General features: G+C 64.5%; 24 protein-coding genes. 13 read left to right on the plus strand and 11 right to left on the minus strand.

Going from position 1 to position 24,971, the window contains the following annotated elements:
* Nucleotides 1–147 precede the first annotated feature (147 nt).
* Nucleotides 148–930, plus strand: coding sequence for an HpcH/HpaI aldolase family protein (locus tag NCR37_RS00310; protein WP_250470999.1), 783 nt, complete (start codon nt 148–150; stop codon nt 928–930).
* A complete protein-coding gene (locus NCR37_RS00315) occupies nt 927–1,634 on the plus strand; it encodes a tetratricopeptide repeat protein (RefSeq protein ID WP_502800461.1) in 708 nt (235 codons plus the stop codon). The genes NCR37_RS00310 and NCR37_RS00315 overlap by 4 nt, the downstream gene beginning before the upstream one ends.
* Nucleotides 1,635–1,646: 12 nt before the next feature.
* Here the strand turns inward: NCR37_RS00315 and rodA are convergent, their stop codons facing one another.
* From rodA to NCR37_RS00340, 5 genes are all read right to left on the minus strand, one after another.
* Nucleotides 1,647–2,807, minus strand: a complete 1,161-nt coding sequence (rodA, locus tag NCR37_RS00320; protein WP_502800462.1) for a rod shape-determining protein RodA — start codon at nt 2,805–2,807, stop codon at nt 1,647–1,649.
* 10 nt (nt 2,808–2,817) lie between these two features.
* Nucleotides 2,818–5,070, minus strand: a complete 2,253-nt coding sequence (gene mrdA, locus NCR37_RS00325; protein WP_250471000.1) for a penicillin-binding protein 2 — start codon at nt 5,068–5,070, stop codon at nt 2,818–2,820.
* Between the two features lie 88 nt (nt 5,071–5,158).
* On the minus strand, nt 5,159–5,671 hold the full coding sequence (gene mreD, locus NCR37_RS00330) for a rod shape-determining protein MreD (protein WP_250471001.1): 513 nt from the start codon (nt 5,669–5,671) through the stop codon (nt 5,159–5,161).
* A complete protein-coding gene (gene mreC / locus NCR37_RS00335; RefSeq protein WP_250471002.1) occupies nt 5,668–6,780 on the minus strand; it encodes a rod shape-determining protein MreC in 1,113 nt (370 codons plus the stop codon). Before mreC ends, mreD begins: the two co-directional genes overlap by 4 nt.
* A 192-nt stretch (nt 6,781–6,972) precedes the next feature.
* Entirely contained in the window at nt 6,973–8,016 is a 1,044-nt protein-coding gene (locus NCR37_RS00340) for a rod shape-determining protein (RefSeq protein ID WP_004189550.1), read from the minus strand.
* A gap of 377 nt (nt 8,017–8,393) precedes the next feature.
* On the opposite strand from NCR37_RS00340, the gene gatC reads away from it, so the two are divergent.
* The 5 genes from gatC to NCR37_RS00365 all read left to right on the plus strand — a co-directional run bounded on the left by gatC (nt 8,394) and on the right by NCR37_RS00365 (nt 13,507).
* Complete coding sequence (gene gatC / locus NCR37_RS00345) at nt 8,394–8,693, plus strand: Asp-tRNA(Asn)/Glu-tRNA(Gln) amidotransferase subunit GatC (protein ID WP_159837576.1); 300 nt, start codon at nt 8,394–8,396, stop codon at nt 8,691–8,693.
* A 100-nt stretch (nt 8,694–8,793) separates the two neighbouring features.
* Nucleotides 8,794–10,284 carry an Asp-tRNA(Asn)/Glu-tRNA(Gln) amidotransferase subunit GatA gene (gene gatA / locus NCR37_RS00350; protein WP_250471003.1) on the plus strand — a complete coding sequence of 497 codons (1,491 nt, stop codon included), beginning with the start codon at nt 8,794–8,796 and terminating at the stop codon, nt 10,282–10,284.
* A gap of 2 nt (nt 10,285–10,286) precedes the next feature.
* Entirely contained in the window at nt 10,287–11,756 is a 1,470-nt protein-coding gene (gene gatB, locus NCR37_RS00355) for an Asp-tRNA(Asn)/Glu-tRNA(Gln) amidotransferase subunit GatB (RefSeq protein ID WP_250471004.1), read from the plus strand.
* A gap of 103 nt (nt 11,757–11,859) precedes the next feature.
* Complete coding sequence (locus NCR37_RS00360) at nt 11,860–12,699, plus strand: polyphosphate kinase 2 family protein (RefSeq protein WP_250471005.1); 840 nt, start codon at nt 11,860–11,862, stop codon at nt 12,697–12,699.
* Nucleotides 12,700–12,724: 25 nt separating this feature from the next.
* Entirely contained in the window at nt 12,725–13,507 is a 783-nt protein-coding gene (locus tag NCR37_RS00365) for an exodeoxyribonuclease III (RefSeq protein WP_250471006.1), read from the plus strand.
* Here NCR37_RS00365 and NCR37_RS00370 read toward each other — a convergent pair whose 3' ends face one another.
* Genes NCR37_RS00370 through metX form a run of 4 tightly spaced genes read right to left on the minus strand, consistent with a single transcriptional unit; the run spans nt 13,508 to nt 17,526 of the window.
* On the minus strand, nt 13,508–14,446 hold the full coding sequence (locus NCR37_RS00370) for a M48 family metallopeptidase (RefSeq protein ID WP_250471007.1): 939 nt from the start codon (nt 14,444–14,446) through the stop codon (nt 13,508–13,510).
* A complete protein-coding gene (locus tag NCR37_RS00375) occupies nt 14,443–15,729 on the minus strand; it encodes an AmpG family muropeptide MFS transporter (RefSeq protein ID WP_250471008.1) in 1,287 nt (428 codons plus the stop codon). Before NCR37_RS00375 ends, NCR37_RS00370 begins: the two co-directional genes overlap by 4 nt.
* A 46-nt stretch (nt 15,730–15,775) precedes the next feature.
* Nucleotides 15,776–16,384 carry a methionine biosynthesis protein MetW gene (gene metW / locus NCR37_RS00380; protein ID WP_250471009.1) on the minus strand — a complete coding sequence of 203 codons (609 nt, stop codon included), beginning with the start codon at nt 16,382–16,384 and terminating at the stop codon, nt 15,776–15,778.
* Nucleotides 16,381–17,526 (minus strand): homoserine O-succinyltransferase MetX, encoded by a 1,146-nt coding sequence (metX, locus tag NCR37_RS00385; RefSeq protein WP_250471010.1) that lies wholly within the window; start codon nt 17,524–17,526, stop codon nt 16,381–16,383. The genes metW and metX overlap by 4 nt, the downstream gene beginning before the upstream one ends.
* A 285-nt stretch (nt 17,527–17,811) precedes the next feature.
* On the opposite strand from metX, the gene NCR37_RS00390 reads away from it, so the two are divergent.
* The gene (locus NCR37_RS00390; RefSeq protein WP_175938940.1) at nt 17,812–18,093 is read left to right on the plus strand and encodes a type II toxin-antitoxin system Phd/YefM family antitoxin; all 282 of its coding nucleotides are present in this window, start codon (nt 17,812–17,814) and stop codon (nt 18,091–18,093) included.
* On the plus strand, nt 18,090–18,410 hold the full coding sequence (locus NCR37_RS00395) for a type II toxin-antitoxin system RelE/ParE family toxin (RefSeq protein ID WP_175938941.1): 321 nt from the start codon (nt 18,090–18,092) through the stop codon (nt 18,408–18,410). Before NCR37_RS00390 ends, NCR37_RS00395 begins: the two co-directional genes overlap by 4 nt.
* Here the strand turns inward: NCR37_RS00395 and NCR37_RS00400 are convergent.
* Together NCR37_RS00400 and argB are read right to left on the minus strand one after the other, a co-directional pair.
* A complete protein-coding gene (locus NCR37_RS00400) occupies nt 18,400–19,167 on the minus strand; it encodes a pyrimidine 5'-nucleotidase (RefSeq protein ID WP_250471011.1) in 768 nt (255 codons plus the stop codon). The two genes, NCR37_RS00395 and NCR37_RS00400, sit on opposite strands and share 11 nt — an antisense overlap.
* 55 nt (nt 19,168–19,222) lie before the next feature.
* Nucleotides 19,223–20,122 (minus strand): acetylglutamate kinase, encoded by a 900-nt coding sequence (gene argB, locus NCR37_RS00405; protein ID WP_159837600.1) that lies wholly within the window; start codon nt 20,120–20,122, stop codon nt 19,223–19,225.
* A 152-nt stretch (nt 20,123–20,274) separates the two neighbouring features.
* On the opposite strand from argB, the gene NCR37_RS00410 reads away from it, so the two are divergent.
* The 4 genes from NCR37_RS00410 to NCR37_RS00425 all read left to right on the plus strand — a co-directional run bounded on the left by NCR37_RS00410 (nt 20,275) and on the right by NCR37_RS00425 (nt 24,521).
* The gene (locus tag NCR37_RS00410) at nt 20,275–20,484 is read left to right on the plus strand and encodes a cysteine-rich CWC family protein (RefSeq protein WP_250471012.1); all 210 of its coding nucleotides are present in this window, start codon (nt 20,275–20,277) and stop codon (nt 20,482–20,484) included.
* Between the two features lie 132 nt (nt 20,485–20,616).
* Nucleotides 20,617–21,918: an ATP-binding protein gene (locus NCR37_RS00415; protein ID WP_250471013.1), complete on the plus strand. Its 1,302-nt coding sequence runs from the start codon at nt 20,617–20,619 to the stop codon at nt 21,916–21,918.
* 36 nt (nt 21,919–21,954) lie between these two features.
* Nucleotides 21,955–22,497: a response regulator transcription factor gene (locus tag NCR37_RS00420; RefSeq protein WP_159837606.1), complete on the plus strand. Its 543-nt coding sequence runs from the start codon at nt 21,955–21,957 to the stop codon at nt 22,495–22,497.
* A gap of 464 nt (nt 22,498–22,961) precedes the next feature.
* On the plus strand, nt 22,962–24,521 hold the full coding sequence (locus NCR37_RS00425; protein WP_250471014.1) for a methyl-accepting chemotaxis protein: 1,560 nt from the start codon (nt 22,962–22,964) through the stop codon (nt 24,519–24,521).
* Nucleotides 24,522–24,971 lie beyond the last annotated feature (450 nt).

Consider the following 24,971-nt stretch of genomic DNA (forward strand, 5'->3'; position numbering starts at 1 on the left):
TGTCACGGTATGATCGCTCGGTGAGTCGGCCAACTCTGGCCGACGCCACGCAGTGCATGTCGATCATCCGGAGCGCAACATGCCGTCACTCTTCCCGTTGTACCTGTTCGACGCATCGCGCGAATCGCGCTCCCACGGAGCCGCGCGATGAGCACCTTCACCAATCCCCTCAAGCAACGTCTCGCCGATTCCGGTCCGCTCTTCGGCCTGTGGCTGTCGCTGTGCAGCGCCGATGCCGCCGAAGCGCTCGCGCACGCCGGTTTCGACTGGCTGTGCATCGACATGGAACACTCGCCGAACGATAGCCGCGATGTGGTCGAGCAGCTTCGCGCGATCGCCGCCGCGCACTTGCCGACCGAGCCCGTCGTGCGGGTGCCGTTCGCGGAAGGCTGGCTCGTCAAGCGCGTGCTCGATGCCGGCGCGCGCACGCTGATGTTCCCCAACGTGCAATCGGCGGAAGACGCGGCGCGCATCGTGCGGCTCACGCGCTATCCGACCGAGGCGCAGCTCGAAGGGCTGCGCGGCGTCGCGGGCGCGGTGCGGGCGGCGGCCTACGGCATGCGGCGCGATTACGTGTCCGGCGCGAACGAGCAGATTGCGACCATCGTGCAGATCGAGTCGGTGGCGGCGCTTGCCGCCGTCGATGAGATCGCCGCGACGCCGGGCGTCGATTGCCTGTTCATCGGCCCGGCGGATCTCGCCGCGAGCCTCGGCCATCTCGGCGATAGCAAACATCCGGACGTGCACGCGGCGATCACGAAAATCGCGGACGCCGCGAATCGCGCGGGCAAGTGCAGCGGCATTTTCGCGCTCGATGTCGCGAGCGCGCGGCAGTACGCGGAAGCGGGCATCAAGCTGGTCTCGATTGCCGCCGACGTGATGTGGCTTTTGAAGGCGACGCGGCAGGCGTTGCAGGAGGCCAGAGCATGAAGGGCGCTTGGCGTGGCGGCGTGGCGGCGGCATCGGCTGCGCTCGTCTTGACGATGGCGGGCGGCGCGAACGGGCAAGGCATGCCGAAGCCGACCGATCTGGCGACGCAAAACGCCGTTGCGGATTACAACGCGGGCAATCTCGTCGCGGCGCGCTCGGAGTTTCGTCGCGCGGCGGAGAAGGGCAGCCGTCTCGCGCAGTTCAATTACGCGATGATGCTGCTGAACGGCGAAGGCGGCGCCGCCGATGTGCCCGAGGGCAAGAAGTGGCTGCGCCGCGCCGCCGATGCGAACATGACGCACGCGCAGTATGTCTACGGCAAGATGTACGACGACGGCGAGTTCGTGGAGAAAGACCCGGCGGAAGCGCACCGTTGGTTTCTGCGCGCGGCGAATCAAGGCCACGTCCAGGCGGAACTGGCGCTCGCCAATCAGTTTCTGGACGGCCGCGGCACCGCTCGCGACAACACGCAGGCGTTCACCTGGTACAAGAAGGCCGCGCAAGGCGGCGACATGACGGCGCAGTACGTCGCGGGATCGTTCTACGAGCGCGGCGGCGATGGCGTCGAGCGCAATCTCAACGTCGCGCGCGCGTACTACGCGGCGGCCGCTGCGCAGGGTGACCCGGCCGCGAAGCTCAAATACCTGCAGTTGAGCGCCGAGATCGAGCAGCAGAAACCGCCGCCACAGGCGCAGCCGCAGTAATCGCGCGCGGCGTTAGCTTTGCATCAGCCGCTTCTGCCGCGCGACGCTCATGATGAGCCCCACCGCGACGCCCAGCGTGGTCAACGCCGTGCCGCCGTAACTCATGAACGGCAGCGGCACGCCCACGACCGGCAGAATGCCGCTCACCATGCCGATATTGACGAACGCGTAAGTGAAGAACGCGAGCGTGAGCGATCCGGCCAATAATCGCCCGAAGAAGGTCGCGCCGTTCGCCGCGATGTACAACCCGCGCGCGATCAGCGCCATATAGAGAAAGAGCAGCACGAGCCCGCCCGCGAGCCCGAATTCTTCCGAGAACACCGCGAAGATGAAGTCCGTGTGCTTCTCAGGGATAAATTCGAGGTGCGCCTGCGTGCCCTTGAGCCAGCCCTTGCCGAGCGTGCCGCCCGAGCCAATTGCAATCACCGCCTGAATGGTGTGGAAGCCTTTGCCCAGCGGATCGGATGTCGGATCGAGCAGCGTGCAGATGCGGTGCTTTTGATAATCGTGCATCAGCGGCCAGTTGACTTCCGGCTGGCAGATGCGGTCCTGAAACACCGCGACGCTCGCCACCACGATGACCGCCGCCGCGAGCACCGGCACGATCAGCTTGAAACTGAGCCCGGCGAAATAGATGACGAACACGCCCGCCGCGAACACGAGCACCGCCGTGCCGAGGTCCGGCTGCTTCGCGATGAGACCGACGGGCAGCATCAGAATCACGAAGCCGACGATGTAATCCCACCAGCGAATGTTGCTCTCGCGCCGCTGGTAGTACCACGCGAGCATGAGCGGCATCGCGATCTTCATGATCTCGGACGGCTGAATGACGACGCCGACGTTCAACCAGCGTTTCGCGCCCTTGCGCGTAAGCCCGAACGCGGCCACGGCGACGAGCAGCGCGACGCCCACCGTATACAGCGGCACGGCGAAGCGCATGAGCGTCTGTGGCGGAATATTCGCGAGAACCCACATCAGGCCGAACGTCAGCATGATGTTGCGGAGTTGGTCCTCCACGCGGCCCGGCACGTCCAGACTGGCGCTGTAGAGCGTCACGATCCCGACGCACAGCAGCAAGAAAACGATCAGCGCGAGCGGCCGGTCGAAGCCCGCGAACATGCGCTTCGCGCGCTCGATCCACACGTGCTTGTCGAATTGCAGATGCACTTGCATGCCGATTTCCTTATTCGTCGATGCCGCCGGTCGGCGCGAACGTGCGCACGCCGTTCTCCGCGTTGCCGCGCACCATCGTGGGCGTCGGCTCGGTCGGCGCGCTCTTCTGGCCGCGCTTGCGGCCCGGCGCGGCCGACGCAGGCAGCGCGGCCGCGGGCGCGGACGCGGGGCGGCCAGCCGGCACAGCGGGCGCGGAAGCCGCCTTCGCGACATCGGGATTCGATGCAGCCGACGGCGAGAACGCCGGCGACTGATTCGCCACGGACGCTGGGAGCGCAGCCGCAGCCGGCGGTTGCGTACCGCCGATCACGGGCAGGCCGGCGTCTTCCGTCGCGGAAGCGGCGGCGGCGACGGCGGCCGCTTCCGCGCCCGGCTTCATCCGGTCCACCAGGTAGTAGTCGAGCACTTTCCGCGCGATCGGGCCGGCCGCTTCCGCGCCCCAACCGCCGTTTTCGACGATCAGCGCCAGCGCGATCTTCGGATTCTCAGCTGGCGCGAACGCGATAAAGAGCGCGTGGTCGCGCAGATGTTCCGCCGTCGCGTGGCCGTGATAGTTCGCGCCTTGCAGCGAATAAACCTGCGCCGTGCCCGTCTTGCCGGCCGCCAGATACGGCGCGCCCGCGAACACCTTCGCCGCCGTGCCGTTCGTCACCACGCCTTCCATCGCGCGCTTGATGACGTCGATGTCTTGCTGTCGCACGGCGATCTTGTCGCTCGGGTCGCGCACGACCGGGCGTATCGCCTTGCTGATCGGGTTCTCGATATCGCGCACGAGGTGCGGCTTCATCACGACGCCGTTGTTCGCGAGCGTCGCCGTGGCGTGCGCGAGTTGCAGGATGGTGAACGAGTTGTAGCCCTGACCGATTCCGAGGCTGATGGTCTCGCCTTCGTACCAGCGCTGCTGCTCGGGCTTGCGGTACGCCTTGCGCTTCCATTCCGTCGACGGAAGAATGCCGCGCGCCTCGCCCGCGATGTCGATGCCCGTAATCTGCCCGAAGCCCCACGGTTTCATGAAGCCGGCCATCGCGTTCACGCCGAGATCGCGCGCCAGCATGTAGAAATACGTGTCGTTCGACACGACGATCGCGCGGTTCATGTCCACCCAGCCCTGGCCTGAACGCACGTCGTTGCGGAACGTGTGCCCGCCGAACGTGAAGTAGCCGGGATCCTGAAAGCCCCAGCCGGGCGTGCGCTTGTGCAGCGTGAGCGCGGCGAGCGCCATGAACGGCTTGTACGTCGAGCCCGGCGGATACGTTCCGTGCAGCGGACGGTTCAGAAGCGGATGGTCCGGCGAGTTGTTGAGCGCGTCCCACGTCTGCTGGTCGATGCCATCGACGAAGGAATTCGGATCGAAGCTCGGCGCGGAGACGAACGCGAGCACGTCGCCCGTTGATGGCTCGATGGCGACGAGCGCGCCGCGCTTTCCCGCGAACGCCTGCTCGGCGACCTGCTGCAAGCCGATATCCAGCGACAGCACGAGGTTGTTGCCTGGCGTCGCCTGCGTGCGCGACATTGTGCGGACCGGGCGGCCGCCCGCCGTGACTTCCACTTCCTCGAAACCGGTCAGGCCGTGCAGCTCGGTTTCGTAACTCTGCTCGACGCCGATCTTGCCGACGTAATCCGTGCCCTTGTAGTTATTCGCATCGAGGCGCGGATCGTAGTGATCGGAGTTCGCGTCGTTTTCGTCGCTTGCATCGTCGATGCGTTCCTGGTCGCGCTGCGAAATGCGGCCGATATAGCCGATCACGTGCGCTGCCGTCGTGCCGAGCGGGTATTGCCGGAAGAGCCGCGCGCGCACTTCGACGCCGGGAAAGCGGAAGCGTTGCGCGGTGAACTTGGCGACTTCTTCGTCGGTGAGTCGCGTGCGGATAGGCAGGCTCTCGAAATTCTTCGAGTCCTCCAGCAGCTTCTTGAAACGCCGCCGGTCGCGCGAATCGATCGGGATGACTTGCGAAAGCGCGTCGATGACTTCGTCGAGCGTGCCGTTGATCTTCGACGGCGTGATTTCCAGCGTGTAGGCGGAGTAGTTCTTCGCCAGCACAATGCCGTTGCGGTCTGTGATGATGCCGCGGTTCGGCACGATCGGCGCGACCGAGATGCGGTTCTCGTTAGCCTGCAACGAATACTTGCTGAAGTGCCAGACCTGCAAATACAGAAAGCGCAGGCCGATCAGTCCGAAGCAGACGAACACGAACAGTCCCGCCGCCGCGACGCGCAGGCGGAACTTCGACAACTGTTGCTCGGTGTTCTTGATTTCGGTCATGCAGGTTTCGCGAGTGGTTCGCGATTCTTTCGCGATTCAAGTGTAGTCGGCGCGCGGACCTTTATCGGCGCCGTGTCGCGCGCGGCGCTCAGATCGGGCGCGTGTCGTCGGGATCGGCTGCGCGCCGTTGCGGCATCAGAAGCAGGAAGCTCGCGACCGGCCAAAGCAGCGCCTCGACGAAGCCGTTGATGAGGTAACTCCAGCCGGGAAACGCGGCGCCCGTCATCAGACGGATGATGAACGGCACGAGGTGCGCGCCGACAAGCAGCGGAGCGACGACGAACGTCTGCACCGGCAGCGACATCCACAGCACGCGCCGGTGGATGGTGATCGCGCCGTAGGACAACAGCGTGTACGCCAGCGCGTGCTCGCCGAGCAGGTTCGCGCTATGGACGTCCATCAGAAGCCCGAGCAGAAACGCGATGCCCATGCCCACCTTGCGCGGCTGCTGCACGTTCCAGAAGAGCAGCACGAGCGCGACGAAATCCGGCACGCCGACGAGCCGTCCCCAGGGCACGAGATTCAGCAGAAACGCGGCGGCCAGGCTGAACGTGATGAAGTACGGATTGACCGGCTGGAGAATGTACTGCGGACGGTTCATCGCGCGGCTCCCGACGAAGCGGGTTTCGGCGCGTGCGCTTTCTTGCCCGATTTGGCCGATGCGCTCGAAGCCGCTTTCGGCGCGGTCGCCTTCGCCGGGGGATTCGCGGCTGGCGCCGACGCAGCCGCCGCCGCCGACGCACTCGCCGGCGCGGACCCGGCAGCCGGAGCGCTCGCGCCCGCCGCTGCTTTGGCTGCGGGCTTCTTCTTGCCCTTGTTTTCCTTCGCTTCCTTGGCGGCAGCGGCGGCTTCGACTTCGATCGGATTGGGCGGCACGTTGACGTTGTAATGCAGCACGAGCAATTGGCGCGCGCCGCGCACGGCCGCGACCGGCACGCAGACGACGCGCGCGAACGCCGTATCCGCCTGTTTGTCGACGCGCAGCACCTTGGCGACCGCGAGCCCCGGCGGATACACGCCGTCGAGACCGCTCGTCACGAGTTGGTCGCCGACTTGCACGTCCGCGCTGATCGGCACGAAGCGCAAATCGAGCGTGTCGCCCTTCGGCGTGCCGTAGATGACGCTGCGCAGCCCCGTGCGCGCGATCTGCACCGGCACGGCCTGGTCCTTGTCGCTGAGCAGCGTGACTTCCGACTGCATCGGAAAAACGCGCGTGACTTGCCCGATCACGCCTTCTTCGTCCACGACAGGCGCGCCGTCCTGAATGCCTTGCTGCGAGCCCTTGCCGATCACGACCTTCTGCGTGAAAGGATCGCGCGTGTCGTACTGGATTTCGGCGGGCGTGGTTTGCGTGGTGGCGCGCGACTGAAGGTTCAGCAGCGCCCGCAGATGCGCGTTCTCGATGTTCAGTTGCGCGGCATCGCCGGCCTTGATGGACAGTTCGAGATTCTTGTCGGCGAGCTTGCGGTTTTCGCTGCGTAGCGTGGCGCTCGTGACGGCGAGGTCGGCTGCGCCCATGAAAATGTCGCGCGGAACCAGCGCCGCGCGCTGCAACGGATAGAGCCCGGCGCCGAGAATGCCGCGCACGATTTCGAGCGTGTTGAAGCGGACGTCCGACACCAGCAGCGCGATGGCCAGCACCACGAAGAAAATGAGGCGTGCGAGCGCCGAAGGGCCTTGCTTGAAAAGTGGCGGCGGACTGTATTCCATGGTCAGCGCCGAGGGCGTGAGCGGGTGGATGATGCTGCAGGCTGTTTCACTTGTGGCGAGACCTGCCCTACGCTGTTTCGACAAAGGCCCGGACTGATGCCGGGCCGTGCGCGCGTCGCGTTACGCGGGATGCTCGAGTGTCTGCTTCGGCAATGCGTTCGATACGAACCGCGCGCACGCCGAAGCCAGCGATCACTCGTAGGAGAAGATGCTGCCGAGCTTGTCCATGCGCTCGAGCGCCATGCCCGAACCGCGCACCACGCAGGTCAGCGGGTCTTCGGCGACGAGCACCGGCAGGCCGGTTTCTTCCGCGAGCAGGCGGTCGAGGTCGCGCAGGAGCGCGCCGCCGCCCGTCAGCATCATGCCGCGCTCGGCGATGTCCGCGCCGAGTTCCGGCGGCGTCTGTTCCAGCGCGATCTTCACCGACGAGACGATCTGGTTCAGCGGATCGGTCAGGGCTTCGAGGATTTCGTTGCTCGAAATGGTGAAGCTGCGCGGAATGCCTTCGGACAGGTTGCGGCCCTTGACTTCCATTTCCTTTACTTCCGAGCCGGGGAACGCCGAACCGATTTCCTTCTTGATGGCTTCGGCGGTTTGCTCGCCGATCAACATGCCGTAGTTGCGACGAATGTAATTGACGATGGCTTCGTCGAACTTGTCGCCGCCCACGCGCACCGAGCCTTTGTACACGATGCCGCCGAGCGAGATGACGCCGACTTCCGTCGTGCCGCCGCCGATGTCGACCACCATGGAGCCGGTGGCTTCCGAGACCGGCAGGCCCGCGCCGATTGCAGCGGCCATCGGTTCTTCGATGAGGTACACCTGCGATGCGCCCGCGCCGTGAGCCGCTTCCTTGATGGCGCGGCGTTCGACCTGAGTCGAGCCGCACGGCACGCAAATAATGATGCGCGGCGACGGCGAGAACATGCGGGATTCGTGTGCAGTCTTGATGAACTGCTTGATCATCTGCTCGGTGACGGTGAAGTCGGCGATCACGCCGTCTTTCATCGGCCGAATGGCTTCGATGTTGCCCGGCACCTTGCCGAGCATTTGCTTCGCTTCCTTGCCGACAGCCTGAATGGTCTTCTTGCCGTTCGGGCCGCCTTCTTGACGGATGGAGACGACTGACGGCTCGTCGAGGACGATGCCCTTGCCGCGCATGTAGATCAGCGTGTTGGCGGTGCCGAGATCAATCGCCAGGTCGTTGGAAAAATAGCTGCGCAAAAAGCCGAACATTCAAAAATCCTGTCTCGCTGGTAGCCGTGCCTCGCTAAGAGCGCCGGGGACGGCAGCGGAAAAAATAACGGTTTGCCGGGACGGCGAAACGGGCCGCCGTGAATGCAAATCCGAGCAGAAATCTACCGCGGAATTGAACATGCCACGCAAACGTTTCTCGACGAGGGATGATCCAGGGAGAAAGCCGCTGACAGGTCGATCCGGATGTGGGTCGAACGTGTAATGATACCTTATAATTTGGGGGTTTCTATAGGAAAAGGACGGCACTTTTTGCCATCCTCGGCCCCGCTTCGACGGCTTTCCGCCAGGATCGTAACTGACTGTTACAGCGAACCTTTTTGGCGCGGGAGTTGTTCATGTTTTTCTCCGGTGATCCCATGTCATTGACCCTGACCGACGTTAAACGCATCGCGCATCTCGCGCGGCTGGAACTGCCCGACCACGAGGCCGAACCGACGCTTGCGCGGCTCAACGACTTCTTCGGTCTCGTCGAGCAGATGCAGGCGGTCGATACCGCCGGCATCGAGCCGCTCGCGCATCCTATCGACGCCATCGAGGAAGTCGCGCTGCGACTGCGCGATGACGCAGTCTCAGAGCGGATCGAGCGCGAAGAGTTCCAGCGTTGCGCGCCGGCCGTGCAGGACGGGCTCTATCTCGTGCCGAAGGTGATCGAGTGAGCGTGGCGCATCGGCCGCATCTGCTGTATCGGCCGTATCGGTCCATCGGAACAACGATCTCGCGCGCGGCGTGACGCGCCGCGCTCATCAGGGAACTGCAATGCATCAGAAAAGCTTGACCGAACTGCGCGCCGCGCTCGACTCGAAGGCGATCTCCGCCGTCGAGCTGGCGCAGTCGTACCTGCAACGCATCGAAGCCGCGAAGGAGCTGAACGCGTTCATCGGCGTGAATCCGGAGCTCACGCTCGAACAGGCGAAAGCCGCCGACGCCCTCATCGCGCAGGGCAATGCCGGTCCGCTCGCCGGCCTGCCGGTTGCGCATAAAGACGTGTTCGTCACGCGCGGCTGGGCGTCGACGGCCGGTTCCCACATGCTGGAGAACTACGCGAGCCCGTTCGATGCCACCGTCGTCGAGCGCCTGAACCGCGCCGGCATGGTGTGTCTCGGCAAGACCAACATGGACGAGTTCGCCATGGGCTCGTCCAACGAGAACTCGTACTTCGGCGCAGTGAAGAACCCGTGGGACGTGAAGGCCGTGCCCGGCGGATCGTCGGGCGGGTCGGCAGCGGCCGTCGCCGCGCGCCTCGCGCCCGCCGCGACCGGCACCGACACGGGCGGGTCCATCCGTCAGCCCGCGTCGTTCACCGGCATCACCGGCATCAAGCCGACGTACGGCCGCGTGTCGCGCTACGGGATGATCGCGTTCGCGTCGTCGCTCGATCAGGGCGGACCGATGGCGCAAACCGCCGCCGACTGCGCGCTGCTGCTGAACGCGATGGGCGGTTTCGACGAGCGCGACTCGACGAGCCTGCAACGCGAGAACGAAGACTACACGCGGTATATCGGCAAGAACTGGAGCGAAGATGCCGACAAGCCTTTGAAAGGCCTGCGCATCGGCATGCCGAAGGAGTACTTCGGCGCGGGCTTGGCCGACGACGTGCGCGCCGCCATCGACGCCGCCCTGAAACAATACGAAGCCCTCGGCGCGACGCTCGTCGAAGTCTCATTGCCGAAGACCGAGCTTTCGATTCCCGTGTACTACATCATCGCGCCGGCGGAAGCGTCGTCCAATCTGTCGCGCTTCGACGGCGTGCGCTACGGGCATCGCGCGGCGGAGTACCGCGACCTGCTCGACATGTACAAGAAGTCGCGCGCCGAAGGCTTCGGGCCGGAAGTGAAGCGCCGGATTCTGGTCGGCGCGTACGTGTTGTCGCACGGCTATTACGACGCGTACTACCTGCAAGCGCAGAAGATTCGCCGCATCATCGCGCGGGATTTCCAGGAAGCGTTCAAGCAGTGCGACGTCATCATGGGACCGGTCGCGCCGTCGGTGGCGTGGAATCTCGGCGAGAAGACCGACGATCCCGTGCAGATGTACCTCGCCGACATCTACACGCTCTCCGTGAGCCTCGCGGGCCTGCCCGGCATGAGCGTGCCGTGCGGCTTCGGCGCGGGCGCGAATGCGAATCGGCCGGTCGGTCTGCAGATCGTCGGCAACTATTTCAACGAAGCCCGGATGCTCCAGGTCGCCGACGCGTTCCAGCGCGCGACCGACTGGCACCGCAAGGCACCATCGGCATCGGGAGTGTGAACATGCAGTGGGAAGTCGTCATCGGTCTGGAAACGCACGCGCAGCTCTCCACCGTCTCCAAGATATTCTCGGGCGCGCCCACGCAGTTCGGCGCGGCTCCGAACACGCAGGCAAGTCCCGTCGATCTCGCGCTGCCGGGCGTGCTGCCAGTCATGAACCGCGGCGCCGTCGACCGCGCGATCCGCTTCGGGCTCGCCATCGGCGCGCACATCGCGCCGCGCAGCATTTTCGCGCGCAAGAACTACTTCTACCCGGACCTGCCGAAGGGCTATCAGATCAGCCAGTACGAGATTCCGGTCGTGCAGGGCGGACAGATCACGATTCACGTGCCCGCCAATGAAAAGGCCGGCAAGGAAGCGTACGAAAAGACCGTCAACCTGACGCGCGCGCATCTGGAAGAAGACGCCGGCAAGTCGCTGCACGAAGACTTCGCGGGCATGACGGGCATCGACCTGAATCGCGCGGGCACGCCGCTGCTCGAAATCGTCACGGAGCCGGAAATGCGCAGCGCCGCCGAAGCGGTCGCGTATGCGAAGGCGCTGCACGGTCTCGTCGTGTGGCTCGGCATCTGCGACGGCAACATGCAGGAAGGCTCGTTCCGCTGCGATGCCAACGTCTCGGTGCGTCCGGTCGGCCAGAAAGAATTCGGCACGCGCGCCGAGATCAAGAACCTGAACTCGTTCCGCTTCCTCGAAGAAGCCATTCAGTACGAAGTGCGCCGTCAGATCGAACTGATCGAAGACGGCGGCACCGTCGTGCAGGAAACGCGTCTGTACGACCCGGATAAGCGCGAAACGCGCTCCATGCGCAGCAAGGAAGACGCGCACGACTACCGCTATTTCCCTGATCCGGATCTGATGCCGCTGGTGATCGAGGATAGCTGGGTGTCGCGCGTGCGTGACGAGATGCCGGAGCTGCCGGCCGACATGCAGAAGCGCTTCGTCGATACGTACGGCCTGACGTCCTATGACGCCGGCGTGCTCACGTCGTCGAAGGCGATGGCCGCGTACTTCGAAGCGGTCGTCGAGAAGGCGGGCGCGGCGCAGGCGAAGATCGCCGCGAACTGGCTCATGGGCGATGTCTCCGCGCAGCTCAACCGCGAGTCGCTGGATATCGTTCAGTCGCCGGTGTCGGCGGCGCAGCTCGCGCTGGTGCTGCAACGCATCGCGGACGGCACTATCTCGAACAAGATCGCGAAGGACATTTTCCAGTCGATCTGGGAAGAGAAGGCCACCGACGAAACCGCGGCCGACCGCATCATCGAGGCGAAAGGGCTCAAGCAGATTTCCGACACGGGCGCGCTGGAAGCGATCATCGACGAAGTGCTCGCCGCCAACCAGAAGTCGGTTGACGAATTCCGCGCGGGCAAGGAGAAGGCGTTCAACGCGCTGATCGGCCAGGCCATGAAGGCGACGAAGGGGAAGGCCAATCCGCAGCAGGTCAATGAATTGCTGAAGAAAAAGCTGGGCTGAGTCGGCGGCGCATTGTCGCGCGTGGTCTGCTGATTCAGGAGTACGGGCTGTTGCCGGTTGATCTGTGCAGCGGCCCGTTTTTCATTGCTGACGCGGAAAAAACATGGCCAAAAAATCCGACCTGGACGACTATCGCGTTCCGTTCTTCGACGGCGGAAAAAAGGTCAAGTCCTTCGACATCACTTCAGTCGATCCGTCTGTGAAGCCTTTCTCGACGGGCTCGAAAGACGACGACCGCGCGCGCCTCGCTGAAATCGGCGCGCAACTGAACGAGTTGCAGGAGAAGCTGCACGCCCAGCGTCGCGAGCGCGTGCTGCTCGTGCTGCAAGGCATGGACACGAGCGGCAAGGACGGCACGGTACGCGGCGTGTTTCAGGACGTCGATCCGCTCGGCCTGCGCATCGTGCCGTTTCGCGCGCCGACCGAGCGGGAGATGGCGCACGACTTTCTCTGGCGCGTTCACGCGCAAGCGCCGATGGCGGGCGAACTCGCGATCTTCAACCGCAGCCACTACGAAGACGTGCTCGTGCCGCGCGTGCTGAAGCAAATCGACGATGACGAATGCGAGCGCCGCTATCGTCATATCCGCGAGTTCGAGGCGCTGCTCGCGGATGCGGGCACGACCATCGTCAAATGCTTCCTGCACATTTCGAAGGATGAGCAGCGCAAGCGGCTGCAAGCGCGTATTGACGATCCGACGAAGCACTGGAAGTTCGACGTCTCGGACCTCGAAGCCCGCAAGCTCTGGGACGACTATCAGCAGGCGTACTCGGTGGCGCTCGGCGCGACCTCGACGGACTATGCGCCGTGGTACATCATTCCGGGCGATTCGAAGACGCATCGGAACGTGATGGTCGCCGAGCTCGTCTTGCGGACGATGCAGGGCATGAAGCTCGAATTCCCGCCGGCGAAGGAATCGCTCACGGGCGTGAAGGTCGAGTAATTCAAATCAAGAAGAAAGGAAGCGTATGTTTCGCGTGATCACCGCCAACCTGAACGGCATTCGTTCGGCTGCCAAGAAAGGCTTTTTCGACTGGTTCGGCGAGCAAAGCGCCGATGTCGTCTGCGTGCAGGAAATCAAGTGCTCGCAGGACGACCTGACGCCCGAGTTCCTCGCGCCGCACGGCTTTCAGGGCTACTTCCAGCACGCTGTCAAGAAGGGCTACAGCGGCGCAGGCGTCTATACGCGCCACGAACCGGACGACGTGATCATCGGTTTCGGCAGCGAGGAGTTCGATCCCGAAGGGCGCTACGTGGAAGCGCGCTTCGGGAGGCTTTCGGTGGTGTCGGTGTATGTGCCGTCGGGATCGAGCGGCGATGAGCGTCAGCAGGCGAAGTACCGCTTCATGGACGAATTCATGCCGCATCTCGCCGCGCTTTCGAAAGAACGCGAAGTCATTCTGTGCGGCGACGTGAACATCGTGCACAAGGAAATCGACATCAAGAACTGGAAGAGCAATCAGAAGAATTCCGGCTGTCTGCCGGAGGAACGCGCGTGGCTCACCAAACTGTTCGATGAAGTCGGCTATGTCGACGTTTTCCGCACGCTCGACCAGCGGCCCGAGCAATACACGTGGTGGAGCAATCGCGGTCAGGCTTATGCGAAGAACGTCGGGTGGCGCATCGACTATCAGATCGCGACCAGAGAGGTTGCCGCGACCGCGAAGCGCACGTCGATTTTCCGCGACATCAAGTTCAGCGACCATGCGCCGCTGACGATCGACTATGACTGGAAGGTCGGCAAGAACTGATTATCGCCCGATCTTCTTGAACCGCCCCATGCCCGCGTAGTTCGGCAAGGCATCGATGCTCTTGCCGACTGCCTTTGCATAAAGCGGCATCATGTCCGACATGCGTTTCTCCAGATCCTGTTTGCGGTCCGGCCCGTACGGGTGCATCCAGACGAAACCATTGTCCTCGCGGCGCGTGGCCGTATCGATCTTGTTCCACAGCGTGACGGCGGCGCGCGGATCGTAACCCGCGCGCGAGGCGATCTCGCTGCCGATCACGTCGGCTTCGGTCTCGTCGGCGGGCGAATAGCGCATGGCGAGCAGTTGATCGCCGATGCCAAGCGGTGTCGAGCCGACATCCGCGAAGCCGAAAAGCTGCGGCATCGTTCCGGCGGTCAGTTGCTCGGCCTGCTGGCGGCCGAGCCGCTCGCGGGCGTGCTCGCGAAGCGCGTGCGCGATCTCGTGGCCCATCATCATGCCGATTTCGTTTTCGTTCAGATGCAGCTTCTCGATCAAGCCGCTATACACGACGATCTTGCCGCCCGGCAGACAGTACATGCGAATCTCGTTCGACCGCACGACGTTGATTTCCCACTTCCAGTTCTTCGAGCGCTCATTCCACTTGAGCGCAAACGGAATCTCGTGATTCGCGATATCGCGCACGCGCTTCACGAGCGCGTTGTCATTCGGCAGCAGCCGCTTGTTGCGCTCGGCTTCGTGGATGATCGCGGCGTACGCGTCGGCGGATTGCTGTTCGAGCGCGGCCGGCGGAATGAGATTGCGAAAGAGCGCGGTGTTGCCGAAGCGAATCTGGCTGTTCGGCGCGGTGTAAGGCGCTGGAACGCGCTCTTCGTCCTGCGCACGCGCGCGTGGCGATGCGAGCGAGGCGAACGCGAGCGCGCAGACAAGCGTCCGCGCGAGCGCGCGGCCCGCACGGTGAGTCGGTATGCGCACCGTCATCGTTTTGGTCTCCAGGGCGCGATTATCGGCAACAGTAACATGCCCGGAATCGAGAGCGCGATGCAGACGAGGAAGTATTCGAACCAGCCCGTTCGCGCGACGATGAAGCCGCTCAGCGCGGACACGACCGTACGGGGCACCGCCGCCAGGCTCGTGAAAAGCGCGAATTGCGTTGCGGTATAGCGCGGGTCGGTCGTGCTGGCGATGTACGCGGTGAACGTGGCGAGCGTGAGCCCCGTGGCGAATGTCTCGAAGCCATACAGCACCGCGAGCGCGACCGGCGACGGCCCGATCTTCGCGAGCCACGCGAAGCCGAATGTCGCGATGATCTGCAAGACGCCGAAAATCCACAGTCCACGCGCAATGCCGATCTTCACCAGAAACACGCCGCCGATGATCCCGCCTGCAAGGCTCGTCCAGAACGCGACCGTCTTCGCGATCACGCCGAGCTGCAAGGTCGTGAAGCCCAGGTCGAGAAAGAACTTGGTGGCCAGCGCGGTCGCCATGGTGTCGCCGAGCTTATAGAGAAAGATAAAGCCGAGCACGAGAAGCGCGGCGCGCCAGCCGTCGCGCGTGACGAATTCGTGGAACGGCTCGATGACCGCATCGCGCAGACTTTTCGGCGGCGTGCCGTGAACGGCCGGTTCCTTCACGACGAACGTGGTGACGATGCCCGGCAGCATGAACAGCGCCGTCACGATGAAGACCGTCTTCCACGGCAGGAAGCCGGCGAGAATCAGCGCGAGCGATCCCGGCACGAGACCGGCCACTTTGTATGCGTTCACGTGGACCGCGTTGCCGAGTCCCTGTTCGGTGTCCGCGAGCAGTTCGCGCCGGTAAGCGTCGATCGCAATATCCTGGCTCGCGCTGAACAGCGCGAGCAGACCGGCGATGGCCGCGACCGTCCAGATGTCCTGACTCGGCGAAACGAAGCCGAACGCGCCGATGGCCAGCATGACGAGCACTTGCGTGACGAGCATCCAGCCGCGCCGCCGGCCCGGCCGCCAGAACGGCAGACGCGGCACGTAGCGGTCCATCAGCGGCGCCCAGACGAATTTCCATGTATAAGGCAGCCCGAGCAGCGCGAAGAGACCGATTTGCTTGACGTCGATGTGCTCTTTCGTGAGCCACGCCTGCAACAGACTCAGCAGCGTGAAAAGCGGCAATCCCGACGTGAAGCCGAGAAACACGCAAATCAGGATGCGCGCGTTGAGAAACGCGTGCCAGCGGGGATGTTCTTCGTGAGCAGTTAGAGCAGGCGCCTCGTGTGGCGTGTCGGGCATGTCGATGTTGGAAAAGCGTTGTCGATGCGCGATGCGCCGGGTCGCATCACCGGCGCTTCACGCGATAGACCGCAAGACTACCACGCCAGTTCGCGCCCCAACGGATGGACTGCCCGCCGTGCAGCACCACGCGGTCCAGAATCTCGATGCCCACTTCCGGCGCGAGCGCCTCGAAGTCCTTGATGGTCAGCACGCGCACGTTCGGCGTGTTATGCCATTGATACGGCAGCGACTTCGACACGGGCATGCGTCCTTGAATGACCGCAAGCCGGTGCGGCCAATAGCCGAAGTTCGGAAAGGACACGATGCATTCGCGCCCGACGCGCACCGTTTCTCGCAGTATCGCGGCGGTCTGATGAATGGTCTGCAACGTCTGCGAAAGCACCGCGAAATCGAAGCTGTCGTCTTCGAAAAGGCGCAGGCCGTCTTCGAGATTCTGCTGGATCACGTTCACGCCCTTCTGCGCGCAGGCGAGCACGCCGGCGTCGTTGATCTCGATGCCGTAGCCGTTCACTTCCAGCTCTTCGGCGAGCAGCGAGAGCAGCGATCCGTCGCCGCAGCCGAGATCCAGCACGGTCGAGCGCGGTTCCACCCAGCGAGCGATCGCCCGGAAATCCGAACGCAACGCGAGCGAATCAAGCGTGTTCTGGTTCATGCGCCGATCTCCGTGGCAATGCGTTCGTAGTAGGCGCGCATCAGGTTGTGATAGCGCGCGTCGTCGAGCAGGAAGGCGTCGTGGCCGTGCGGCGCGTCGATTTCGGCGTAACTCACGGTGCGCTTGTTATCGAGCAGCGCCTTCACGATCTCGCGGGAACGCGCGGGCGCAAAACGCCAGTCCGTCGAGAAGCTCGCGATCAGATACTGCGCCTTCGTGCGGGCGAGCGCCTGCGTGAGATCGCCGTCGCACGCTTTGGCGGGGTCGAAATAATCGAGCGCGCGCGTGATGAGCAGGTACGTGTTGGCGTCGAAGTATTCGGCGAACTTGTCCGCCTGATAGCGCAAATACGACTCCACTTCGAACTCCACGTCGAAGTTGAAGTTGTACGCGTCGAGCGCGCCTTCGGCACGGCGCAGCGCGCGGCCGAATTTCACGGCCATGTCGTCGTCCGAGAGATAGGTGATGTGCCCGATCATGCGCGCGACGCGCAGGCCCCGGCGCGGCTTCACGCCGTGCGCGTAATAGTCGCCGCCGTGGAAGTCGGGATCGGAGAGAATCGCGGAGCGCGCGGTCTCGTTGAACGCGATGTTCTGCGCCGAGAGCTTCGGCGTCGACGCGATCACGATGCAATGCCCGAGCCGATCCGGGTACATGAGGCTCCACGCGAGCGCCTGCATGCCGCCGAGACTGCCGCCCATCACGGCCGCGAATCGCTCGATGCCGAAGCGGTCCGCGACGCGCGCCTGCGCATGCACCCAGTCTTCCACCGTGACGACGGGAAAGCGCGCGCCGTACGGCTTGCCCGTTGCGCGGTCGATGCTCATCGGCCCGGTCGAGCCGAAGCACGAGCCGAAGTTGTTCACGCCGATCACGAAGAAGCGATTAGTGTCGAGCGGCTTGCCGGGCCCGACCATGTTGTCCCACCAGCCGACGTCCTTCGGATTGTCGGCGTACACGCCCGCGACGTGATGCGACGCGTTGAGCGCGTGGCAGACGAGCACCGCGTTCGAGCGCGCGGCGTTGAGTTCACCGTACGTTTCGACGACGAGCTCATAGTCGCCGAGCGAACTGCCGCTCTGAAGCACGAGCGGCTCGGAAAAGCGCAAGGTTTGGGGAGTGACGATGCCGATGGATTCCATTCATTCCGCCTTTACTGGGCGGCTAAACGGTGTCGGCTGGGCGCTAAGAAGCGGAAGACAGGCGCGGCTGACGACCTCTTTAGCCGCATTTATAGTGAACCGGGACTTGCCCTGGTTCGCGCGCCCGCAATCGAGTCAGCAAATCGGCGCGTGTTCAATTCTTTCAAGCGGTGAAGTATAGCGGAAAACGTAATAAAGCCGCTAATCGTGACGCGGTCGCCAGCTTGGGTGGCGCGTCGTTTTCTGTCTATATTGTCTAGGCATCGCGCCTTGCCTGGAATCGACATGAAACCGAGTCGCGTCAGACCGCTGAGTCATTTGAAGAGCCGCGCAGCCGAGATGATCCGCAACGTCGTGGAGAGCCGCGAGCCGATGCTCATCACGCAGAACGGGGAAGCGAAAGTCGTCGTGCAGGACGTTCAGTCCTACGAGGACCTGCATCAGACCGTCGCGCTGCTCAAGATTCTGGCGATGGGGCAAAAGTATATCGAGGCGGGACATTGCATCAGCGCGGGGGATTTTTTCGCCGAGATCGAGCGGCTCGACAAGGAAGAGGGCCTCAAATGAAGACCGTCTTTCTCGATCCCGTTCGACAGGACCTGCAGGACTTTCGGCGTTACGTGATCAACAAGTTCGGCGGCACCGCATGGAAAGCGACGCGCGACAAGATAGCGGATGCCGTCGCGGACATCGAGGCTTCCCCACGCAAGGGCGCGACGCCGCCGGAACTGGTCGACTTCCGCATGACGGGCTATTACGAAGTCGTTAGCGGAACGAACCGAATCATCTACAAGGTAGACGACGACACGATCTACGTGCATCTCGTCGTCGATATGCGTTCGGACCTCGAAGATATTCTCGCGCGGCGGCTTTTCAGGATTTAGCCGACGGCCGCCGGAGCGCGCCGCCACGCATGCCGAGCGTCAGCGCGCGCAACGATCGCACGGTGCGATCAACGTAATGCGGCCTGCACGTGCCCGGCAAGCGCACGGACACGGCGCCCGCCGACGTGCGCGCGGCCGGCAGATGCCCGACGATCCACACGGTCCGGATGCCCAGCCGCCGATAGCTTTTCAGATGCCCGCGCGTGTCTTCGACCAGAATCGCATCGGCGAGACGCACGTGCGCGCGTCGCATCGCACGGCGAAGCATCGGCGCGTCCGGCTTCGAGCGCCAGCGGTCGCCTTCGCGCATGTCCTCGATCGCGATCACGCGCTCGAATAGCCGCTCGATGCCGAGTTCCGCGAGCACCGCCCGCGCGTACACGGACGGCGCGTTGGTCAGCACGATCTTGCGGCCCGGCAGCGCGCGCAGCGTGCGGCCGATGCCGCGCTCGGCGCGCAGCATCGACGGGAGATCGGCGAACGTGTGGACGACGTGGAGAAAGTCGGCCGGATCGACGCCGTGATGCTTCACGAGCCCGACGAGCGTCGCGCCGTATCGCACCGTATAGCCGACGCGCAGCCGGTTCGCCTCGTCCACATCCACGCCGAGCCGGTCCATGATGTACTGCGTCATCGCGCGATTGATGGCCGGGAAGATCTGATGCGACGCGTGATGCAGCGTGTTGTCGAGATCGAAGAGCCAGACCGGGACGCGCGGCTCGACGCGGCGGCGGCGGGAAGTGGGATGCGAATTCATTGCGCGAAAAGAAACGCCCGCGCGGAGGCGGGCGTCGTCATGAAATGAGCGGGGCTCAATGCGAGCGGATCATCGTGCCGAACGGCTGTTCGGTCAGGATTTCGAGCAGCACCGAATGCTCGATGCGCCCGTCGATGATATGCACCGAGCGCACGCCGCTCTTCGCGGCATCCAGCGCCGACGAGATTTTCGGCAGCATGCCGCCGGAGATGGTGCCGTCCGCGAACAGGGCGTCGATCTCGCGCGCCGAAAGGTCCGTGAGCAGATTGCCTTCCTTGTCCATCACGCCGGGAATGTTGGTCATCATGACGAGCTTTTCGGCGTTCAGCACGACCGCCAGCTTGCCCGCGACGAGATCCGCGTTGATGTTGTACGAGAGGCCGTCTTCGCCGAAGCCGATGGGCGAAATGACGGGAATGAACGCGTCGTCTTGCAGCGCCTTCACGACAGCCGGATTGATCGCTTCGACTTCGCCCACTTGACCGATGTCGATGAACTGCCCCGGATTGTCGCGGTCCGGCATCATCAGCTTGCGCGCGTGGATGAGTCCGCCGTCCTTGCCGGTGAGACCGACCGCGTGACCGCCGAAGTGATTGATGAGCGTGACGATGTCCTGCTGCACTTCGCCGCCGAGCACCCACTCGACGACTTCCATCGTCTCTTCGTCGGTGACGCGCATGCCCTGAATGAACGTGCCCTGCTTGCCGATCTTTTTCAGCGCCTGGTCGATCTGCGGGCCGCCGCCGTGGACGATCACCGGGTTGATGCCGACGAGCTTCAGCAGAATGACGTCGCGCGCGAAGCCTTGCTTCAGGCGCTCCTCGGTCATGGCATTGCCGCCGTATTTGATCACGACCGTCTTGCCGTGATATTGACGAATATAGGGCAGCGCCTCGGCCAGGATTTCAGCTTTCAGGGTAGGCGCGATCTGCGTGAGGTCGGGAAGGTCGGACATGGCGGCAGTCGAGGCGAAGACGTTTAAACAGGCGGAATTGTACAGGACCGATGCGAGGCGACATGACGTTTTGCCGCGACGCCGCCGCGTTTTCCGGCACGACCGGCGACGTGCGATCATCGTGCATCTTGCGATGTCACGAATGCGTCACCATGACGAAGCCACCGTCTGAAACCGACGCGCCGCGCGCCGTCTGCACCCGCTGCGGCGCGACGTTCCGATGCGGCTCGCTCTCGGGCGAAGCCGCCTGCTGGTGCGCGTCGCTGCCCGCGTTGCCCCCCGAGCGCCTGCGCGCGGGCGAAGCGTGCCTGTGCCGGGCGTGCCTGCTCGCGCAAATAGCAAAGGCCGGCATTTCGGATTAGCAGAGCCCATGCCGCGCGGGGTGCGACAAATCGTGCCATCGGCGGTTCGGCGGCGCGCGCAAGCGGGATAATGCCGCATGAACCACGACTTGCCGGCGCGCGCTGTTGCTGCCGGCGCGCACTCGAAGGCACATGCATCGCATAACGAATACCGGTCGCGTCAACCTCGGCCATCTGTTCTGGCTCCGCTCGCTCGCGATCATCGGCCAGTTGACGACCATCGCCGTCGTGCAGATTTCGTTCGGCGCGAATCTGCCGCTGCCGGCCATGCTGCTCGTGATCGCGCTGGAGATGGTCTTCAACGGGCTGACGTGGCTGCGCGTCGCGCGGGCGCGGCCCGAGACGAATCTCGAACTCTTCGGGCAGATGTGCGTCGATCTCGGCGCGCTGTCGGCATTGCTCTTCTTGTCGGGCGGCGCGACGAATCCGTTCGTCACGCTGTATCTGCCGTCGCTTGCCATTGCCGCCGCCATTCTCCCGTGGCACATGATGGCGTGTCTCGCGCTCTTCGCCGTCGCGTGTTACGCGCTTCTCAGCTACAACTACGTGCCGCTCAATATCGAGAATCCGGCGAATCTCTTCGATTATTTCCGCCTCGGTCTGTGGGTCAACTTCATGGTGAGCGTGGGCTTGATCGGCTGGTTCGTCGCGCGCATGTCACGGGCGCTGCGCCTGCGCGACGCCGCGCTCGCCGACGCGCAGCAGCGTCATCTGCGCGATGAACGCGCGGTCGCGCTCGGCGTGCAGGCGGCGACCGTCGCGCACGAAATGGGCACGCCGCTGTCCACCATTGCCATGCTCTCCGAAGAATTGCGCGATGCCGCCGCGCACGACCGCAACCTCGCGCCCTACGCGAACGACTTCGAACTGCTCGAACAGCAGATGGCGCTCTGCACGTCGGCGCTGGCGCGGCTGCGCAGCCGGGCGAGCGGGCCGTCGAACCGGCAGCCGCTCGACGAATGGCTCGCGAGTTTCATCGAGCAATGGCGGCTGCGGCATCCGCAGGTGGAGTTCGAGCAAGTCGGCGAAGCGCCGGCCACGGCGTCCATCGACGACGCGGTGGCCGTCGGCCAGATTCTCACGATCCTGCTCGACAACGCCGCGCGCGCGAGCAGCGAGTTCGTGACGCTGCAAGCCTTGGCGGAAACGGAAACGGAAGAGGGCACGCGGTACGTGCGCTTCGAAGTGTGCGATCGCGGCCCCGGCATTCCGCCCGCGCTGCGCGCGTCGCTCGGCGCGGGTCCTGTCGACAGCACGCAGGGCGGCCACGGCGTCGGGCTCTATCTGGCGTTCGCGGCGGCGGCGCGGCTCAACGGTTCCATCGAACTGTCGGAGGCCGAGCCGCACGGCACGCGCGCCGTGCTCAGGGTGCCGAACCGGGGCGCGGCGGCACCGGTCGCGACGGCGCGAACGGAACCGAGCGGCGCGGCATAAACGCGCTCGGCCAAGAGACACAAGGAGAAATGAACCATGAGCGATAACAACTTCCTGATCATCGACGACGACGAAGTCTTCTCGGGCATTCTGGCGCGCGGGCTGGCGCGTCGCGGCTACACGGCGCACCAGGCGCACAACGCGGACGAAGCCGTGAAGCTCGCCAATCAACACAAGTTCGGCCAGATCACGGTGGACTTGCATCTCGGCAACGATTCCGGGCTGCGCCTCGTCGCGCCTTTGCGCGACTTGCAACCGGATGCGCGCATTCTTGTGCTGACCGGCTACGCGAGCATCGCGACGGCCGTGCAAGCGGTGAAAGACGGCGCGGACAACTATCTGGCCAAGCCCGCGAACGTCGAATCGATTCTGCTGGCGCTTCAGGAAGAGGCGAGCGAGCAGACGGCCGAAGAAGCCATCGAGCACCCGACGCTGCTTTCGGTAGCGCGGCTGGAGTGGGAGCATATCCAGCGGGCGCTGGCGGAGAACAACGGCAATATCTCGGCGACGGCGCGCGCGCTCAACATGCATCGGCGCACGTTGCAGCGCAAGCTGGCGAAAAAGCCAGTGCGCCAGTAAGCGACCGCTGCCCCGCAAGAAACGACGAACAAAAAAAGAACCGCCCAAGCCGGGGAACGAGGGCGGTAATCGGAGAGTTGCAACGACTTCGTGCATATACATGGGGATATGCACGAACGCAGCATACGTGGCGGCATCGCGCCCTTATATACGATAAATCCGAAAAGTAGGAAGTCTCCTAATCGCCTGCTTGTCAGCAGCAAGAAAGGTGTCTCCCACGCCGCCATGCGCGCGGCGACGTTTCCGTCATATGCCCGGTATACCGCGCTCAAGAAACGCGTCGCGAACGCCGTAAAGCCTCCTTGTGCGCGGCATGTATCGCGCAACGCCGGCATTGCACCGGCGAAAAGCGCTGTCCGCGGGCGTCGTCTGCGGGGCGCGGAAACGGAGCCGAGCACTGGAAGCGAGCAAGCGCGTGCGCGCGCTGCGTTCGACGTGCCCGCTCGCGACATTCGGAGACATCGATGAAAGGGTTTGACCGCCTGTCGGTCTTGAGCAAGCTGTTGTTGTCGTTCGCGGTCGTGATTTTGTTCACGGCGTGCGTGGGCGGAACCGGCGTGGTGTCGCTTGCCAAGATGCATAGCCTCGTCGAGGAAATCGGCGACCGTCACATGGACGGCCTCTACTGGGCCGAGGAAATCAACAAGCACAAGGCCAACACGGACCTCGACGCCGCCAATCTGACCTTCGCCGACGACGCCGGCAAGCAGAAGCTCAAACAGGACATGGGCGAATCGCTCGCCGCGATGCATCGCGCGTTCGAGCGCATGCGCCCGACGCTCGCGACGCCGCAAGGCTCGGCGCTCTACGACGCCGCGAGCCAGTCAGTCGCCGCGTGGGAAGAGATCGTGCAGATGCAGATGGGCGTGAAGCCCATGCCCGTCGACGTCGATCAGATGGGACTGATTGCACGCGCGATTGCGGCGAGCGAGAAGGCGCGCGACGCGCTGGAGCGGCTCGCCGACTACAAGCGTGCGCGCGCGACGGCGGCGCGCGCGAGCGCGGCGGCGGAGTACGAAACGATGCGCGTCGTGTTGCTCGCCCTCGTTCTCGGCGCGATGGCGGCGGGCGCGGTGCTGGCGGTGGTCATCGGCCGGCGCCTTGCCGCGCAGCTCGGCGGCGAGCCGGCGTATGCGACGCAGATCGCCAATCGCATCGCGCAGGGCGATCTGACGGCGCGTGTCGAGACCCGTCCCGGCGACGACAGCAGCATGCTGCACAGCCTCGGCAACATGAGCAGCAAGCTCGCGGAGATCGTCGGCGGCATTCGCCACGCGAGCGAGTCGATTCTGTTCGCATCGCGCGAAATCGCGCAGGGCAACACCGACCTCTCGCAGCGCACGGAGGAACAGGCGGCGTCGCTGGAAGAAACCGCGTCGAGCATGGAGCAACTCACGGCGACCGTGCGCCAGAACGCGAGCAATGCCGACGAAGCCACCACGCTCGCGCGCGGCGCGTCGGACGTGTCGGCGCGCGGCAGCGAACTGGTCGGCGAAGTGGTCGACAACATGCGCGAACTGGCGTCGGGCAGCAAGCGCATGACGGACATCATCGCGGTGATCGAAGGCATTGCGTTCCAGACGAACATTCTCGCGTTGAACGCAGCCGTCGAAGCGGCGCGAGCGGGCGAGGAAGGGCGCGGTTTCGCGGTCGTGGCGGGCGAAGTGCGCTCGCTCGCGCAGCGCAGCGCGATGTCGGCGAAGGAGATCAAGGAACTGATCGAAGCCTCGACGGCGCGCGTGGACAGCGGCGCGGCGATTGCCGAGCGCGCCGGCGCGACCATGGCGGAAGTCACTGAAGCCGTGCAGCGCGTGACGGGCATCATGGCGCAGATTTCGGCAGCGTCGCACGAGCAGAGCGCGGGCATCGAGCAGGTGAATCGCGCGGTCGCGCAGATGGATCAGGTGACGCAGCAGAACGCGGCGCTCGTCGAGCAGGCCGCGGCAGCGGCTGGCGCGATGGCGGATCAGGCCGAGCACTTGAAGGGCGCGGTGGCGGTGTTCGAGCTGGAAGGGCGCGCGTAAGCGGACGGCGGCGGCGGGGCCAGGGAACTCGCCCGGGCCGGTGCCCATTCGCGCGTCGTCGCATCGAGCGAACTCCGCTGGAAACAGCCTCCGCCGATCACGCAGGCAACGTCGCCTGTAGGCGCGCGGGAAGGGCGCGTCCGCCCGCAGGCCGCTGCCGGCTCACGCGTCGTCGCATCAAGCGAACGCCGCTCGAACAGCGCCCGCCGATCACGTGGGCAACGTCGCCTGTGGGCGCGCGGAAAAGTTTTTCGCGTTTGCCCCCAGGGGGGTCGCCGGTTCGCGCGTCGTCGCATCAAGCGAACGCCATTCCGCACAGCGACCGCCGATCACGCAGGCAACGTCGCCTGTGGGCGCGCGGAAAAGTTTTTCGCGTTTGCCCCCAGGGGGTCGCCGGTTCGCGCGTCGTCGCATCAAGCGAACGCCGCTCGAACAGCGCCCGCCTATTAC

This window comes from Caballeronia sp. GAFFF1 (genome assembly GCF_023630705.1).
Lineage (GTDB): Bacteria > Pseudomonadota > Gammaproteobacteria > Burkholderiales > Burkholderiaceae > Caballeronia.